The sequence below is a fragment of the Sphingobacterium sp. MAE genome, from assembly GCF_056711605.1.
In genome coordinates this window covers 1,353,380-1,371,824 of record NZ_CM160044.1, presented here as the reverse complement: position 1 = coordinate 1,371,824, position 18,445 = coordinate 1,353,380, and the positions used below count along the sequence as shown (strand labels likewise).

General features: G+C 38.3%; 15 protein-coding genes and 1 tRNA gene. 2 read left to right on the top strand and 14 right to left on the bottom strand.

Annotated features, from left to right (window positions below; genetic code table 11):
* Positions 1-42 precede the first annotated feature (42 nt).
* The 10 genes from AC06G9_RS05880 to AC06G9_RS05835 form a co-directional block, all read right to left on the bottom strand.
* Positions 43-3,135 (bottom strand): efflux RND transporter permease subunit, encoded by a 3,093-nt coding sequence (locus AC06G9_RS05880; RefSeq protein ID WP_480957673.1) that lies wholly within the window; start codon positions 3,133-3,135, stop codon positions 43-45.
* Positions 3,136-3,138: 3 nt separating this feature from the next.
* The gene (locus AC06G9_RS05875; RefSeq protein ID WP_045753740.1) at positions 3,139-4,242 is read right to left on the bottom strand and encodes an efflux RND transporter periplasmic adaptor subunit; all 1,104 of its coding nucleotides are present in this window, start codon (positions 4,240-4,242) and stop codon (positions 3,139-3,141) included.
* A gap of 10 nt (positions 4,243-4,252) precedes the next feature.
* Positions 4,253-5,146 (bottom strand): TolC family protein, encoded by an 894-nt coding sequence (locus tag AC06G9_RS05870; protein ID WP_480957672.1) that lies wholly within the window; start codon positions 5,144-5,146, stop codon positions 4,253-4,255.
* Positions 5,106-5,507, bottom strand: coding sequence for a hypothetical protein (locus AC06G9_RS05865; protein ID WP_480957671.1), 402 nt, complete (start codon positions 5,505-5,507; stop codon positions 5,106-5,108). The genes AC06G9_RS05870 and AC06G9_RS05865 overlap by 41 nt, the downstream gene beginning before the upstream one ends.
* Before the next feature lie 68 nt (positions 5,508-5,575).
* Positions 5,576-6,910, bottom strand: a complete 1,335-nt coding sequence (locus AC06G9_RS05860; protein ID WP_293927918.1) for a sensor histidine kinase — start codon at positions 6,908-6,910, stop codon at positions 5,576-5,578.
* On the bottom strand, positions 6,907-7,587 hold the full coding sequence (locus tag AC06G9_RS05855) for a response regulator transcription factor (RefSeq protein WP_045753743.1): 681 nt from the start codon (positions 7,585-7,587) through the stop codon (positions 6,907-6,909). The genes AC06G9_RS05860 and AC06G9_RS05855 overlap by 4 nt, the downstream gene beginning before the upstream one ends.
* A gap of 167 nt (positions 7,588-7,754) precedes the next feature.
* Positions 7,755-7,834: transfer RNA gene (locus AC06G9_RS05850), tRNA-Leu, on the bottom strand.
* A 254-nt stretch (positions 7,835-8,088) separates the two neighbouring features.
* A complete protein-coding gene (locus tag AC06G9_RS05845) occupies positions 8,089-8,517 on the bottom strand; it encodes a c-type cytochrome (protein WP_052627568.1) in 429 nt (142 codons plus the stop codon).
* A 163-nt stretch (positions 8,518-8,680) separates the two neighbouring features.
* Complete coding sequence (locus AC06G9_RS05840; protein ID WP_094772772.1) at positions 8,681-10,867, bottom strand: glutamine synthetase III family protein; 2,187 nt, start codon at positions 10,865-10,867, stop codon at positions 8,681-8,683.
* Between the two features lie 185 nt (positions 10,868-11,052).
* Entirely contained in the window at positions 11,053-13,851 is a 2,799-nt protein-coding gene (locus tag AC06G9_RS05835; RefSeq protein WP_293927925.1) for an alpha/beta hydrolase family protein, read from the bottom strand.
* 140 nt (positions 13,852-13,991) lie between these two features.
* Between AC06G9_RS05835 and AC06G9_RS05830 the strand changes: the two genes are divergently transcribed.
* Positions 13,992-14,726, top strand: a complete 735-nt coding sequence (locus AC06G9_RS05830) for an SIMPL domain-containing protein (protein WP_045755737.1) — start codon at positions 13,992-13,994, stop codon at positions 14,724-14,726.
* 216 nt (positions 14,727-14,942) lie between these two features.
* Complete coding sequence (locus AC06G9_RS05825) at positions 14,943-15,449, top strand: ecotin family protein (protein WP_248754419.1); 507 nt, start codon at positions 14,943-14,945, stop codon at positions 15,447-15,449.
* A gap of 77 nt (positions 15,450-15,526) precedes the next feature.
* Here the strand turns inward: AC06G9_RS05825 and AC06G9_RS05820 are convergent, their stop codons facing one another.
* From AC06G9_RS05820 to AC06G9_RS05805, 4 genes are read right to left on the bottom strand one after another with little or no spacing between them, the layout of a single operon-like run.
* Positions 15,527-16,387 (bottom strand): hypothetical protein, encoded by an 861-nt coding sequence (locus tag AC06G9_RS05820; protein WP_045755739.1) that lies wholly within the window; start codon positions 16,385-16,387, stop codon positions 15,527-15,529.
* Positions 16,384-16,767, bottom strand: coding sequence for a GntR family transcriptional regulator (locus tag AC06G9_RS05815; protein ID WP_045755740.1), 384 nt, complete (start codon positions 16,765-16,767; stop codon positions 16,384-16,386). Before AC06G9_RS05815 ends, AC06G9_RS05820 begins: the two co-directional genes overlap by 4 nt.
* A 1-nt stretch (position 16,768) precedes the next feature.
* Positions 16,769-17,584, bottom strand: coding sequence for a hypothetical protein (locus AC06G9_RS05810; protein ID WP_045755741.1), 816 nt, complete (start codon positions 17,582-17,584; stop codon positions 16,769-16,771).
* Positions 17,568-18,359, bottom strand: coding sequence for an ABC transporter ATP-binding protein (locus AC06G9_RS05805; RefSeq protein ID WP_260946385.1), 792 nt, complete (start codon positions 18,357-18,359; stop codon positions 17,568-17,570). The genes AC06G9_RS05810 and AC06G9_RS05805 overlap by 17 nt, the downstream gene beginning before the upstream one ends.
* Positions 18,360-18,445: the final 86 nt, after the last annotated feature.

Genomic DNA, 18,445 nt, shown 5'->3' with positions numbered 1-18,445 from the left:
TGTACTCATTGAGGGTTTTATTACGCTATATTTCCATAGGGTTTACGCTTTTTCTTTACGATAAGCGAGATAGAAAACAACGGGTAAAATGGTGAACGAAAGCACCAAACAGATCAACAGTCCACCTACAATCATGATGGCCAGTGGTTTCTGGATTTCAGAACCCATCCCTGTTGAGAGGGCTGCAGGCAGTAGACCCATCGATCCCATTAAGGCGATCATGACTACAGGTCTGATCCGGCTTCGGACTCCTTGTATAATGGAATCTTTCAATTTCATTTTATGCTTGAGGTTGTCGCGGATAACGCCAATGAGTACGATCCCATCAATCGTGGCGACGCCAAATAGGATAATGAAACCAATACCTGCCGATATCCCAAAGATGGTACCTGTGGCCCAAAGTGAAATAAATCCTCCGATAAAGGCAAAAGGCAACGTGAGCGAGGCAATAGCGGTATCTTTTACATTGCCAAAATTGGCATATAGCAACAATAAAATCAGAACTAAAGAAATCGGAACTACTAAAGCCAGTTGCTTGGCAGCACGTTCTTTACTCTCAAACTCTCCTGCCCACTCCATATGATTTTCTTTTGGCAGACTGACTTCTGCGGCTACTACTTCTTTGGCTTCTGCGATGGTACTGCCCAAATCACGGCCGTCGATGCTAAATCCAACACCGATATAACGGCTATTGCCTTCACGATAGATAAATGCAGGTCCTGTCTGGTAATTGATACTTGCTATTTCCTGTAAAGGGATATTCTGCCCATTACTGGTGGGGATCAAAATATTGCCAATTTTAGTGGGCGTATCGCGATAGGCTTCTTGAAAACGAAGGATGACATCAAACTGTCGATCGCCCTCATAAAAGGTCGTCGCTGCCTGTCCGCCGATCGTCATTTCAATAACAGCCTGTACATCGCGTGTCTGAATCCCATATTTTGCCATCTTTGAATCGTGCAACTGAATCTTCAATTCCGGTAATCCAATATTCTTATACACATTGAGGTCGGTAATACCCTGAACCTTTGAAATGGATTTGGCCACTTGATTTGCATATTTCTCCAGATCGTAGAGATCGTCGCCAAAGATTTTGATGACTAATGAACTCTTGACACCGGCGACGTATTCTTCCACATTGTCTTGGATGGGCTGACTGAATCCAAATGTAATACCGGGATAGTGATCTAATTTGGCTCGCATTTCTTGAATAATATCTTCTTTGGATACGTTTCTCTTCCAGTCGCTCGCATCTTTCAACTGAACATTGAACTCGATATTAAAAAATCCGGTAGGATCTGTTCCATCATTTGGTCGACCAGTTTGTGTTAAAATAAAATCAATCTCTTCACAATCTTTCTGCATCAGTTTTTTCATTTCTGTCGTCAAACGGGTCGATTCTTTCAAATTGACGCTATTGGGCAAAGTCGCACGGATGTAAATGGCTCCCTCGTTGAGCTTGGGTAAAAATTCAGATCCATAGTGCATAAATTTGAAAAGACATAAGGCTAAAATGCCTAAAAATAGACCAATAGTAGCTTTTTTATATCGGAATGCGGTGGCATACATACCAAAAATTGTTTTCTGGAAAAATCGTGTGATCATATTTTCCTTCTCCTCCATATTTTTGGTAAACAACAATTTACACATCGCCGGAACATAGGTCAAACTTAAGATCAGCGATCCTAATAACGCGTAACCCAATGTAAATGCCAATGGTGTAAACATCTTTCCCTCTACTTTTTGAAAGGAGAAGATAGGCAATAGTGCAACGATCAAAATCAGCAATGCAAAGAAGATGTAGGAGGCTACACTACCTGCACTTTTCTTGATCACCCCCAGCTTGCTCATTTTGGCAAAACGCTCGGGTCCTACCCGATGCGATAAGGTAGCCATGGCAACGAAAACAGTTTCGACAATAACAAGGGTTCCCTCCAGCAACAGTCCAAAATCTAAAGATCCCATAGAGATCAGGTTGGCCGGCAATCCTTGTATTTTGAGCATAATAATCGCAAATAGGAATGCGAGCGGTATGACCGAGGCGACGATAAAGGTGGACTTCCAGTTGTAAAGAAAAATAAAAACAATCAGTGATACCAACAGGATCCCTTCGACCAAGTTTTTAGATACCGTCTTGACGGTATTGTCTACCAATTTGGTTCTGTCGATAACAGTTTCGATCTTCACATTGTCGGGCAATGTGCGTTCGTTCAGTTCGGTAATTTTTGCTTTCAGATTTTCAATTACAGCTGATGGATTTTCTCCACGCAGCATGACCACAATCCCTTCGACCATATCGTTGTGTTCATTGTAGCCGACCTGCCCTAAACGGGGCTTATGGGAGATGACCACTTCGGCCACATTCTTAATTAAAATGGGGGTAGAACCATTTAATTTAATCGTAATATTGCCAATATCCTCGATCTTATCTAACAGACCTACTCCACGCACGACATACGCTTGACTTCCCTGTTCGATGACATCTCCACCCACATTGACATTGGACTTGGATACGGCTTCATAAACATCTAATGGAGAAAGGTCAAAATTTTTCAATTCTGTTGGATTGATTTTGATTTCATAGGTTTTCTCTTCTCCACCAAAGCTTACCACATCGGCAACTCCAGAGACAGAAAGCAATTCGCGCTCAATCACCCAGTCCTGTATGGCTGTAATTTCCTTCAATGGAAGATCACTTTTGATCACATAGCGAAAGATTTCTCCTGTCGCTCCCGAGGGAGGTTCAATTTCAGCACTGGCACCTTCGGGCAGCTGGACGCCGCTCAGTTTATTGGAGATATACTGCTGTGCATAAAAATCATCGACTCCATCTTCAAACTGTACGGTCACCACGGAGAGACCAAATAAGGATATGGACCGAATATTGGACTTGTGCGGTATACTATTCATCACCTTTGATATCGGTAAGGTGACCAGTTTTTCCATCTCCTCTGCACTTCTACCGGGCCACTGCGTGATGATACGGCCGCGCGTACTGGTTACATCGGGAAATGCTTCGATAGCGGTATGGCGTAGGGCATATATACCCCCAAATAGCAATGCTATCGTTGCAAAAAGAATAACGGTGGTATTTCGCAACGAAAAGGTCACGATATTTTGTACTAACTTCTGCATGCCTTAGGGATTTAGCTGTTCAAATAATAACAAGGCATTTTTACTGATGACCTGCTCACCTTGTTCGAATTTTTCCTGAACAAATGTATATTGCTCATTGGATGCGAGCGTCGTAATGCGTTTGGTCGAAATAGCACAGTCATTTTTATAAATAACGACATATTCTTTATTGTTGTGAAAGACAATGGCGGCATTGGGCACTGCATAGGCTTCAGCTCCTGCATTGGACTTGTCGATAATGATATCGGCTGCTAAACCGGGCATCAACTGTAAATTTTGATTTTCCAAAACCACACGCGCTTTTAATACGTGTTCATTGTCATCAAATACATGGTATATTTTATCAATTTTACCGGCATAAAAAATATCAGGCTGTGCGATCGTTTTTACCTTTACCGCATCGCCTTCCTTGATGTATTTCAAATTATTGGCGTAGATATTGACCATCACCCACACTTGCTTGAGATTGGATATCGAAAAAAGCGGATCTTGATCTGCCGAAATACTCTGACCGACACTGACTGCTTTTTGAATGATGTAGCCGTTTTTGGGTGCTACAATTTCAAAGGATCCCTGCCCTTTGGCGCGATACATTTTTAAGACTTGTTGTACGCGGTCTAATTCTATTTTTAAGCTTGCTAACTCATGTTCTGTGGTCAATACTTCGGTACCTGCAACCATCCCGTCCTGTAGCAATTCTTTTTTGGTCTGCAATTGTTTGGTCGCCATCGCGATTTGATTCTGGAAATTGCGCTGTTCTTGAAATAGCTCTTGTACATGTGTTGATTTGATGGTGGCCAATATTTGTCCTGCCTTGACATAATCACCCAGTTCAAATCCGACACGTTCTACTGTACCTTCCAATAAACTTCTAAAAGCCACCAGATCATTCTCATTGTAATCGATCTTTCCGGATAAAGACAGTTGTTCGGTGATCGGTAAACGATCAATTGGACTGATAACAGTCGTTTTTTTCATCTGCTCACTCAGGCAAAATTTGGTAGTATCAGCAACATGCCCGGTTGTAGTTGTGGTGCTATCAGCTGCACATCCTGATAGCAATTTTATCAAAACAACCATCGATACATATGTTAATTTGGTTTTCATTATGATCTTATTAAAATTTTTGTCCTGTTAAATATTGCAGCTGAGCAAACGCCAATTGATAAGATAGGGTCATATCGACAATACCCGTTTCGGTTTCTTGATAGGCTTCGATAAAGTCTATAAACTCCAATAAGGTGATTTGCTTCTTTTGTAGATGTTTTTGGTAGTTGGCAATCATGGCTTTTCGTTCTTCGGATGCGATCTGTTGTGATTTCAACAGGGTAGCTTCATAAAGTTGCACTTGATATTTCAGATCTTGGAGCTGCCCTTTAAGTTGATGGAGCAAGACCTGTTGTTCGGATTCGGCATGCTTGGTCCTACTTTCTGCCGCTTTGATATTTCCCTTATTGCGATTCCATATGGGTAGATCCATGCTCAGCCCTACTCCTACAAAATCACGCATGATATTTCCTCCACGATCATAGCTCAACTGAAAGGTTAGATTTGGGGTCTTTTCAGCTTTTTCAATCCGTAATTGTTGCTGTGCTTTATCCCGTTCGTTGATCTGCTTTTGATAGCCAATATTTTGATCCCATAACTGATCTTCGATATCAAGCGGGATTTTTTGAGTTAAATCCAAGCGTATATCGGCTTGTTCAATTTGTAGATTTTCAATCGCTTCTTGTTGGGTCAAAATTTTAATTTTGGTCAACCAATTATTCTTGTCGGCATAGAGTTCTACCCGATCTTTCTCAAAATTCATCAAGGCCGATTGAATACGCAGATAGTCAGATTTAGGAATATTATTAAGATCCGACTGACGTTTATATTGCTGTTCTAAATTTTGATATAGATTGACTATGGTATCTAAAAGCGCTTCTTTTCGCGAAACTCCCGTATAGTTCCAATAGGCTTCATCGAGCTCAAACTGCAATTGGCGTAGCAGTTCTTCGTATTCGAGCAAGGCGTCCTTCTTTTTCTAACGATTGGAGATGGACTCTTTTTTGACGTTTTCCAGCCGTTTCAATCAGTTGCTCCAGTTCTACCGCAACTTGTTGCTGTTGTCCATATTTTCCGAACAGATAAGGCAATGTCTCCGATGTACCATTCTTCCAGAGATTGACTTCACTGATACTTAAGGTGGGATTGGACCATAATTTTTCTTGCACAATCAGTGCATCGGAGGCTGCTATCTGATATTTTTGAGCGATCAATTGCCCATTATGCTGCAAGAGCATATCTTTCAATTCCTGTAACGTGTACGTTTGTGCTCGCGATTGACCAACTGTCAACAGCAAAACACCGATAAACCAATATATCTTCACTCTTTACTATTTTTAGCAAAGCTAGTGTTGGTAGATTAACAGGAATTTCGAAGTAGATTAGAATTTGATTAGAAATACAAGGAAACTGTTGTTCCCTGTTTATTGGAGCTGATGTCCATACGGATATGGTGCAATTTAAAAATTACATTGGCTAAGGATAGACCGATTCCTTTTCCATTGAAATCTTGGGCATTCTCTCCTCGGTAAAAGTTTTCGGTGACCCGAATAAGTTCTTCTGGCGCGATACCAATACCTTGATCTATAATTTCAACTAATAATCTACCTGTATGCGATTTGAGATGCACCACGATGGGTTGATTATTGGAATATTTCACCCCATTCAAAATGATATTTTGAATGGCAAGTTGCAAGAGCTTATCATTGGCATCGACTTTTAGGATGTCCGTGTCCACCACTTGGATATCAACATTGATTTGAGCGCCATGCACCAAAGTCAATTGTTCTATAATCTCCCATAGCACCTCATCAATACGGATGATCTTGGTTTCGAAATTGGTCTTTGCTCCCGAAAGGATCATCATATGATCGATCGTATCGCGAAGGTCTTCGGTGTACCGTTTGAGCTGCAAATTGACCTGCTCATGTTCCTCGACGGTACGAGGTTTCTGTTTACTGACTTCCAGCGTACCTAAGAGGGCTGCAAGTGGAGTCCGCAGTTCATGGGACACATAGTCAATGAAATTTTTCTGAATGGAAAAGGTTTCGCTTAGTTTTTCAACAAAATGATTGTAAGTATCCACCAGCTCCTGGACTTCTTGATAGGATTTGTTTAAAACGATCGGTTCATTAAAATTTTGATCGTCTCTCTTTTTAATCTGGTTGATCATCTTCAGGATAGGATCATAAGCAATATTGCCTAAAAATTGGGAAAAGATGAGGATCAAGATGAGCCCGATAAAAGAAACTGCCAATAAGATATGGAGCAGTAATTGCATTTGATCTTGAAATTCAGCGGTTGAAGCTCGCGTGACGATTACAAAATCGCCTTCATTATCATGATAATAAAGTCCATTATAAAAAAATGCATCTGTTTTGAGTTGTGCAACGTCTTGTTTACGCACTAAATCAAAAAATTCAGCCGAAATGGGGATATCTTCTTCCATCTGTCCGTCATAACGTCGATTGAGCGAATCGACGACCAGGATATTACGTTTGGAAATATTCTTTTGAAGCTGATTTTTAATGGTTTCATGTTCAATAAAGGACACCTCATCTTTCTCCAGATAAAAAAGTGCCGACAGCAGGGTTTTACTTTCCAGATTTCGAAACTCCTGCCCTTCCATTCTGGTGTAGAAGGAAACATAGATGATCGTCGAAGCGATCAAAATAATCACTCCAAAAATAAAAGCAGCATATACAGAAAGACGATTCTTTAAATTCATTGCTCCAATTTAAATAGATACCCGACCCCCTTTACTGTAAATATATACTTTTGTTTCTTTTCGATCTTATTGCGAACATAGGAGATATACACATCAACCACGTTGGTCTGATTATCAAAATTAATTCCCCAAACAGCATTGAGGATCTGAATTCTACTGACTGCTTTATTTTGATTTTCAACGAGGTACATCAGCAGTTTAAATTCTCGGGGAGACAGTTCCAATTCCTGATCGCCGTCAAAGACTTTGTACTGATCCTTATCAATGGTTAGTGCACCGACTTGAATACATTGGCTTTTTTTAATTTCGAAACCAATCTGACTGCGGCGGGTCAATGCTTTGATCCTGGATAATAATTCATCAAAATGAAAGGGTTTGGTGAGGTAGTCATCCGCTCCTAGGTCTAAGGAATCGACCTTGTCTTGTACCGTATTCAATGCGCTCAGCATCAACACTGGCGCATGACAGTTCTTGTAACGCAGCGTACTCACCAATTGCCTGCCATCCATACCCGGAAGCATGATATCAACAATCAATAAGTCCCATGCGATATTCAGAAAATCTGCGATCACTTCTTCAGCAGATCGGCATAAGGTAACCATATAACCATTTTCTTCTAATCCTTTAATTAGAAAATCACTGATCCGTTTATCGTCTTCTACAACTAAAATCTGCATGGTATTGTACTTTAATTCACAAATTTAAAGAAAGCTAGGGGTAAAATGGGTAAAAATATAGCTATCTAATGAAATTCTAATCTAGCTTAGCTCTGCTGACGCGCATAAAGTGTGAGGGGATGTAAAAAGAAAAGGATCTGAAGAATTAACTTCAGATCCTTTTTCGGTACCCGGAGCCGGGATCGAACCGGCACGGTTTCCCACTAGTGTTTGAGACTAGCGCGTCTACCAATTCCGCCATCCGGGCGGTCCGTTCAAACAAGTATTTCGTTGTTTGGAGTGATGCAAAGGTAGATATTCTTTTGATATATGCAAAATAAAAATACACCTTAGCAAGGAAATATCTGATTATGAATGATTTTATTTTTACATCAAATAAAATCATTCCTCAGAAAATATGCATCTGGTCTTCCAAGATCGCGCAGTGCGTACGATAACGTGAATCAAAATATCCCCAATGCTCATAAAAAGAAAGCTGATGCTTCCTTTTTATGTACGATTTTATAGACTCGCGATTTTCATCTCGGGATGTTTCTGTCCGTTATGGCAAGTTTTGCAGGAGATGGCTTTGATCTCCCCTTCTTTATCGTTTTTATGAAAGTATTTCTTATTGATTTTAGCAGTCATTTTCATCATATCGCGCGCGACATTTTTATGTTTATTTTCATCGCTGGCGAAATCCATTTTCTTAGGATCATCTTTTGAAGGGGCATGGCAAAATCCGCACTTTACGCCTAGGGATGCATTGAATTCATGCATAACTGCTTTCAATTGATCTGGAGTCGTATTTTTGGGCAATACTTTGAGGTTGGAAAACTTTTCTTCCTTTGGTTTTTCTTGATTTGGAATAAATGCACTCAAAGAAAGCGTCGCAGCAATGACTGCCGTGACCAAGCATAATTTCCGGTATTTAAAATTAATTTTCTTCATTTTTTTCTTCTTCTTTTAATAACTAAATGTAAGAAATGATGCGATCATAACCTACAATAAAATGAAATTAATATGACAATACAGGAGATTGTTACAAAATGTTCAAAAACAAGAAAAGCGACTCCAGACGGAATCGCTTTTCTTTGTTTATTTAATAGTGAGATTAGCTAATGAATAATAATTCGCGCAATTTTGGTAATGGCCATTTTTGGTCATCAACAATTTTCTCCAATTTGTTGACATGGTAACGGATATCATCAAAATAAGGCTTCACGATCTCATCATAAGCGATTGATTTCTCACGCATATCTTCGATCTGATTTGCTTTTTTACGCTCTTTACGCATCGCTTCCGCTTTTTCAAGAACCGTGTTTACATGTAAAGAGATACGCTCTAAGAAATTCCATTGTGAGCTATATGCTTCTTTACCTAGACCTAGGTCTTTCAAGCCTTGAACATTTTTGATCAATTCATTTTGGTAAATCAAACATGCAGGTGCGATTTGATTGTTAACGATTTCTTCAATAACACGTGCTTCGATCTGCAGTTTTTTATAGAAGTTTTCCAACAAAATTTCGTGACGTGCTTCACTCTCGCGTTTGGTATAGATACCTAGTCTTTCAAATAATTGAATCGTCTCTTCTTTAACGTAAACGTCTAATGCTTTAGGAGTAGATTTGATATTAGACAGACCTCTTGCTTCTGCTTCTTTCTCCCACTCTTCGCTATAGCCATTACCTTCGAAACGGATTGATTTTGAATCTTTGATGTATTTGCGAACAACATTAAGTAAAGCTAAATCTTTCTTGATTCCTTTTTTAATTTGTTTGTCAACTTCGGTTTTGAATTCAATCAATTGATTGGCTACAATAACATTTAAAACGGTCATTGGCAATGCTGAGTTTGCTGAAGAACCTACTGCTCTAAACTCAAATTTGTTACCTGTGAATGCGAATGGTGATGTACGGTTACGATCTGTATTGTCCAATCTCAATTCAGGAACTTTAGGAATACCGTGCCATAAGTTAGCTTCAGATTTTACTTTCTTAGCCACACGAGCTGATTCTACCTCTTCTAAAAGATCATCCAACTGTGATCCTAAGAAGATCGAGATAATAGCTGGAGGAGCCTCATTGGCACCTAAACGGTGATCATTACTTGCACTTGCAATAGAAGCACGTAGTAAGTCAGCATGCTCATATACGGCTTTGATGATATTGACAAAGAAGGTCAAAAACATCAAGTTGGTCTTAGGAGTTTTACCTGGGGATAATAAATTAACACCTGTGTTGGTAATTAATGACCAGTTGTTGTGTTTACCTGATCCATTGACACCGCTATAAGGCTTCTCATGCAATAATACTTTAAAGTGATGACGCAATGCAACTTGGTCCATCAGATTTTGTAATAATTGGTTATGATCGATGGCAAGATTCATCTCTTCGTACATCGGTGCACACTCAAACTGAGATGGCGCTACCTCATTGTGACGCGTTTTTAATGGAATCCCTAATTTTAAGGCTTCATTTTCCAAATCTACCATAAACGCTAAGACACGTTCTGGAATCGCTCCGAAATAATGATCATCTAATTGTTGTCCTTTGGCAGACATGTGACCAAATAAGGTACGGCCTGTCAATTGTAAATCTGGACGTGCATTATATAAAGAAAGATCTACTAAAAAATACTCTTGCTCAATACCTAAAGAAGCATTTACTTTCGTAATTTGTTTATCAAAGTATTGTGCAACATCTGTAGAAGCTTTGTCAATAGCACTTACAGCTTTTAACAATGGTGCTTTGTAATCCAGTGCTTCTCCTGTATAGGATACAAAAACTGTGGGAATACATAATGTCTTACCTGAACCTGTCTCATAAAGAAAAGCGGGTGATGAACTGTCCCAAGCCGTGTAACCGCGTGCTTCGAATGTGTTACGGATACCTCCATTTGGAAAACTTGACGCATCAGGCTCTTGTTGTACCAGAGCATCGGCCGTGAATTTCTCAATAGCCTCACCATTATCATCCGGCTCGAAGAAAGCATCGTGCTTCTCAGCTGTAGATCCTGTCAACGGTTGGAACCAGTGGGTATAATGTGTAGCACCATTAGATAGTGACCAGCTTTTCATGGCTTGTGAAATATGCTCTGCCAAATCACGAGAAATTGCAGATCCTTCCTCTATAGCTTGTGCTAACTCTTTGTAGGAGTTTTTAGGAAGATATTCTTTCATCTTCGCTATTGAAAAAACATTCTTGCCGTAAATTTCGGTTGCTTTTTTTGTTTCTACTTTTAGAGAAGCGTTTTTGCGTGATGCAGCTGCTTCAACAGATTGAAATCTTAAGTTAGACATTATATGATTCAGATTTTAAGTTTTTAATACCCTTGTTTTGATTTTTCATCAAATTACTTTGTAAAAATATGTTGTTTTCAATAAAAATTGAAATTTTTTTTGATTTTTTTATTAAAAACCTTCAACAAATAAAATAAGCGATAAAAAAAAGAGCTTATTTGTAACAAATAAGCTCTTTTTTAATATTAATCTACGGAAAATCCCCAATCTATTCCTTTTTCTTTGGCAGGAATTCCTGACTTCAACCATTTTGGTGCAGGAGCACCTTTCAAATAATGATCAAAAAACTGTTGCTCTCGTATTTGGATATCTTTTCGATTCTGTCTTAACAACAAATTATGTTCATCACCGTTGTAATTTAACATCCAAACCGGTTTCTGTAAACGACGCAAAGCCGTAAACATTTCTATACCTTGGTACCATGGCACTGCTCCATCATTATCATTTGCCATAATAACGACTGGCGTTTTGACTTTATCTAGATGGAAAAGCGGTGAATTGGCCAAGTAAGCATCTTGGGCTTCCCACAACGTTTTACCTATTCTACTTTGCGTATTTTCATACTGAAATTGTCTTGACATACCGGTTTGCCAACGGATACCGCCATAAGCTGAGGTCATATTTACAACTGGTGCACCTGCCCATGCTGCAGCATACATATCTGTTGCCGTGATGAGATGCGCCACCTGATAGCCTCCCCAACTTTGTCCTTGAATACCCAATTTGGAAGAATCAACCCAGCTATTCTGTGCCAGATGCTTCATACCCGAATTGATATATTCTTCAGCTGATTTCCCCGGTTGTCCTGTTACATAAGAAATATCTGGTGCAAAAACCAAATACCCATTGCTCACGAAATATGGGATATTCAAACGAGATGGTGTCGGTGCAGGGGCTTGATAATTGTACAAGCCGTCTGTTAACTTTTCGTAGAAATAAGCAATAACAGGGTATTTCTTGTTGGGATCAAAATCTTCGGGTTTATACAGAATTCCTTCTGCTTGATGACCTGCTGGTGTCGACCATTGTACCAACTCTGCTGTTCCCCAATTGTAATTGGCCTGTTGCGGATTTAACGCTGTCAATTGCTCTTCCTTTTTAAAGGTATTGTTATTCACATATAAATCAGGACTATGAACATAATCTTCTTTTGTATAGATGAATTGCTTTTGGTCGTCAGATGCTTGAAGGTTTCTAAAAACGTGAGGTGCCATCATGATCACTTTCGGATCTTTACGTTTTCCACGCATTTCATAAAATCCGTTTTCCTTCGTTTTTTCGTTAAAAGCAGTCAGAATCACACGTTGACGCTCATCGAGTGTGTTTGATTTCCATTTACTAGTTTGCGTATGGTCCAAATTCTTATAACGCAATACTGTACTTGATGCACGACCGTATCCGTTTGTCGCCAGATATTTATCAGATCCATCTAAGGCAAAATACCAGATATCAAATTTATCGTAGAGATATACCCCTTTGCCGTTAGCTCCCCACGCAGCCATACCATAACCGCTAGGTTTGGCCGGCATATCGTTATCTTCATCGACAAAAGATACTGGAAGACCATCATTTAATACGATGACTTTCTTTGAAGCAATCTGATAGGAGTACCAATTGCCATTGTCTTGGTTGAAGTAAAGTACATACTGTGCATCAGGAGATAAAACCGCCTGTCCAGATAAGTTTTCAGCGACCAATTGACGAGCTCCTGAAACAGTTGACACGACATATACATCTTGCTTGCTGCGATAATCCCACTGTGTTTGGACTCTTCTACCAAAATCCGTGGTTGCCAACACATACTCTTGATCTGCTTCAACGGTTGTCCGTACTGGATTGAATTTGTCATCTACTAAAGGGATAACTCGGTTTCCCTGCTGCGGATAAAATACACTTAAATAACTTTGTGCAAGATCTTTTTTTAAGTTTACCAATTGCTGCGGCTGCAGGTAGTCGTCCTGCCAATGCCAGACATCTACTTTCGCATGCTCAAAATCAACTAATGTGGTGTCTCTGACACGTGGTATAGGAGCCAAACCTAAAAATAGCTTTTGACCATTTTTACTGAATTTTAAATCTCCGTCGCCACTTACAGCCCAATTCGCAGGTACTCCTGTGGTATTTTTTTGAACAGCAATACGTGCTGTATCCAATTGGGCGGTATAATAATAGAGATTAAAATCCTTGACCAACGATTTTTCTGCACTTCTATCGCCTAAATAGGCCAATTGATTTCCGAAGTCATCAAAAGTAAAGTTCTTATACGTACCACGACCATTTGTGATCTTTTTAAGGGTTTTATTCGTCAGATCATATAAATAAACGCCCGCGATATTGGAAGTTGAGTCTTTTGCTTCTGCTTTTTTGGTAAAAACAAGTTTATCTCCTGCCTTATTAAAATCGTACTGATCGACCTGCTGAAAATTAAGGGTATCACCCGTCGCTAAATCAAAAAGATGTAAAGTACTGATCTTAGTTGTTTTTTTAGTCTTTGACGCGGTTGTATCTGCAGGTGCAGTTGTTTTTCCGTCAGTCAAAAAACTGAAATATCCACTAGCCTCTTCTGCCAGTTTGTATGATTTAACATCCGCGTACTTGGTCAGTTTTCCTGTTGCTATCGCATACACAGCAAGAGAATCTTTCGGCATATCTTCTGCCTTCTTTTTCTTGATCTTTGCCTGGCGTGTATCGACAAACTTAGGCTTTATTAATGAAATGATATGTTTTTCATCGCGCGTTAGACGGGCATTATAGCCTCGCGGTAAGGAAAATACGGCTTTATTTAAATTATCTTTTACATAGAAATTGCCATCCCCTTCTTGAGGGATAACCTGAAATGATATGTATTGACCACTTACACTTATTTCACTGGCACTCAAACTTTGCCAACTATCATAGACGGTATGATCCAGTGGTTTCTTTTGGGCTAATAATGCTGTCCCATGCATTGCAAACAATCCTATAAGAATGATTTTTTTATTCATTATTTATCACTTATATTAATACTCTAATTCAAAAACTGCAAATTATCTATTTAAATTCAAATTTAGCAGTTTTTTTGGTATCATGATTGCTACATATGTAATCTGTATAAGTACAAATAACCTTATTAGAATAGCTGATTATGAAATACAATCCAATCATCATTGCCCTCATTGCAGGTATTGTCATTATTGTTGCGGCATGTCTTTTTAGCAACGCCTATCGCTATAAATTTAAGTCATCGCAAACGATCACCGTAAACGGAAACGCAAAGAAAGATTTTGAGTCTGATTTAGTAAAATGGAACGCAAGTTATAGTCGCAAAAATTTTGATCTAAAAATCGCCTCTGATCAGCTTGCTGAAGATCGGGAATTAGTACGTAAATTTTTGATCGCTCAAGGACTGAAATCCGAAGAGATTAGATTTGAAGCGGTTAATATCATTAAGGACTTTGAATACCATACGGATGGTAAGGGAACGAGTTATAATACGTTTTCAGGTTATACCTTGTCGCAGACCGTTGGTGTTGAGTCACGTGATCTTAATAAGGTTGACAATGCATCTCGTGAAATCTCTACCTTGATCTCGCAGGGATTGGAATTAAGCTCCAGCACTCCCAATTACTATTATTCTAAGTTAGAAGATTTAAAACTGGAACTTATTTCTCAAGCTTCTAAAAATGCCCATCAGCGTGCTGCAAATATTGCAGCAGAATCGGCTTCTTCTTTGGGACAATTAGTGAAGGCTGATCTTGGCGTATTTCAGATCACCGGTCAAAACGATAATGAGGAATTTTCATATGGAGGAGCCTTCAATACCACCTCTAGAAAGAAGACAGCAAATATTACGGTCAAAGCGAGCTATCTGCCCCAGTAACCATTGTCAAATCAAAAGGTACACCTGACGGTGTGCACTGATCTAAAAAAAATTATTTCATCATAAAAACCAAGCAACAACTTATTTACCAAGCGAATAACGTTACAATCAAGAGATAAATAGTCTTTCAAGATAAAAATAAGCGGGTATTGATTAAACCTATAGCTTAATTATCATTCCAATCCTCTATAATAAACAGGATAAAAAACGAGAGATATGAAAAAGTTAATGTTAAAAACAGGAATGGTCGTTGCTACTTTATTGATATCTATATCTGCTATGGCGCAAACATTACTTAAACAGGACACTCATGTGTTTCCTGCTCCAGAAAAAGGCATGGTCAAATATGTTATCGAAGTGCCTCATGCTGGAATAGCTGCTGATAACAATAAAAAAATTGAGTTTTTTGCGGGTAAATATGTGGAGACGGATGCGTGCAATAGTTATTTTCTCGCAGGAGAATTTGAGAAGAAAGATTTGGAGGGTTGGGGATATCATTACTATGTATTCAAAACAGATGGGAATGTTGGGATGACTAAAATGCTATGTCAAGGTGAAAAAAAGAATACTTTTGTGCAAGCTCCATCGGTGATGACGGAATATAATGGTAGAATGCCAATCGTCATTTATGCTCCGGAAGGTTATGAAGTAAAGTTTAAAATTTATAAGGCAGAACCTGAAACCTATCAAGCGGCGGAGGTTACTGTTAAAAGTACAAAATAGTTTGATGGGATATAAGAATCGCTCTTCAATTTAAATTGAAGAGCGATTCTAGTTTAATAAGAGCCTTGTTTAAATGGTTATTTTAAAAATTTGCGCAAGGTAGAAAGTGTAAAATCTGTTTTCGTTTCATCTGAAAGTTTTCCGGTTAAAGCCCCAATTTGATAATCACTGAAACCAATCGTATTGGTCCCAAAAGTCTCTAAATTCATATTTTTCAAATACCTTCCCTCATTTTCACCAGTAAAATAAACCTGTGAATCTTTAGCTTTAATTTGGACACTTTCATAATTTTGTTTTGCAAAATTAACATTGGAACTATCTAAATCAACATATAAGTGTTTTAAACTTGATGAAACTTGTTGATTTTGCTGTCCATTATTGATTGCAAATTCGGAATGTTTTAGTATAAAATTAAAATTATTGATTTCTGTTCCATCATTGATGATAAATCCTGAAACATGGTTTCCTACGATCGTTAATTCATCCTGCTTGGTCGAAAACTCATTAACCATCAAATCTTTTATATCTATCTCTTGTAGATTTGGTGTGAAAATATAGATGGGAACATTAATTAAATTATCAGAATTATGAAATTTTATATTTAACTCGGCATGATCATTAGATGATATTGTTAACCGTTCGGCATCGGATTTTGCAATTTTAACAGCATACTTATCACTTTTAACAATAAATAATTTTATAGATATAACATAGTTTAAACTATCATTTCCCGTAATGCTGATCTTTTTAAAATCATTTCCTTTAACTGTTTTGAGATACGTATCTTTTGTATTGGGATCGGTTCCCTCTTGACGAAGAATATCCTCGTACACTTTTGTGTCCACTCGATTATGGCCAACAATATAAGAAGTGGTGACTATAGGAATAATAAATAATGCTATCCCCAAGCCTATCAATATTTTACTACTCAGTTTCATAATTCGTTATTTTTAAAATTTTGTTCGATAAAAGATTGATACCGTTGCTTGAGTTCATCTAAACTAATTTCCAATAAATAGATATTTCTAAAAAACGGATTGAGATCTTCTTCTAAAAAAACGGCTTTGCGATATGCCTTTACATTTTCTACCGATGTACCGGTCACAAAAAATCCAACTCCTCGTTTATTGACAACAATTTCTTTTTGTTGCAGCAGATCATAAGTGCGCATCACGGTATTTGGATTTACTTCCAATTGTACGGCAAGTTCACGTACCGAAGGCAGCTTATCCTCCACTTTCCAAGTCCCCAGCAGAATATGATCACATACATACGCTGCTATCTGGAGATAAATGGCTTTATTAGCATTAAAATCCATCTTAAACCTCCTTTTCCTTTAATTTCAAAAATGCTAAACTTAAAAATATCAATGATAAAATAATTCCTATTCCGAAGAAGAGCTGAAATACATGAACTTCATCTTGAAAATAATTACCGTTCTCGAGTCCAATTGTATTATTCGTGGTTAGTTTCATCACATAAACAAATGTGATCATCCAAATGGCGACATACACGATCATAGTAATGGCTGTTTTAATGTATTGATAATTTTGATAAGCGATAGATCCCAGTAAGAATATTCCGTTTAACAAAATAGGTAAAAAGTAAAAATAATGCAGGAAGTCCCATTTTTTCAATTCAAAGAAATAGGTTAGGTTTTCACGTGTCACTTTCTCCCCCGATAGTAAAGTTTCAGTTATGGTATAGGTTCCAAAACTTTTCAAATAAGATACAAATGCTAGATCGACTAAAAAGAAGAGTAAGATATAAGCCGAAATACTGACAACAATAGTATAAAATAATGCGGAAAGAAATTTTTCTACCTGCGAAGCCGGAATCATCAATTCAAAAATAGCCTTAGTCTTCTGTCCCAAATCAGAAAAATAACTGCTCGATATGATCGTAACAAAAAACAATCCTAAAAGATAAAATAAAGGTTGTCTAAAAGTCAAAACGCTAGCCATCAGCTGTGGATTAGTTTTCAAATCTTCATAACTCATACTGATACTAAATCCATAAAAAGCAATAAAGATTCCAGCAATGATCACTATCGACATCATATAGATTTTACCCACAGCAATCCATTGCCGGCGGATCAATGCACATAAGCGATTAAAATTAAATACGTTCGACATCTTCTGTAACGTTTAAAAGGTTTGTAATCAATTCTTTTTTCTGTAAAACGGCATTAAACAAGAGTTCGAGATCTAATTTAGAATCGTCGCCCAATGTATTCAGCTCTATCGTATTATAGCCCCCTATTGCGGGTTCTGAATAGAGCACATCGTCACTTAACTCCCGCACTTTTTTGAAACTGATCCGATCTGTAATGATATTCACATCTGCATTCAAGACCACACGATGTTCATCCAGTAGGATAACCGCATCGATCAGGTTGTCAAGATCACGTACCTGGTGGGTTGAAATAATAACACAGCGTTCGTCCGATATCGCTGAAGCCATAATCTTACGAAATTGTACTTTTGAAGGAATATCCAGTCCATTGGTCGGTTCATCCATAATCATGATTTTGGTATTGGAAGCCAAACCAAATGATATAATGTATTTTTTCTTCTGCCCATAGCTCATGTTGGCCAACTTTTGTTCGATCGGAATCTCAAACTCGTGGATCAGCTGCTGAAAATACTGATGATCAAATTTGGGGTAAAAGACGGCATTCGCCTTTACAAAAGTGGCGGATTTCACTGCAGGTAAATGAAATTCCTCAGGAATAAAACTGATTTCCTGAAGCAGAGCAGGTTCGCGATGGCAGGGATTATAATGTAACACTTCAATCGTACCACTGACAGGATAGACCAAACCGGCCATATTCTTAAGTAAGGTTGACTTGCCTGCTCCATTTTTCCCCAACAAACCATAAATATGTCCTTCTTTCAATGTTAAGTCCATATTTTTAAATAATGGTCGCGTTTTGCTGTAGCTGAAATTTAGGTTTTTAATAGTTATCATACTACTGTATTATTTAATTAATACAC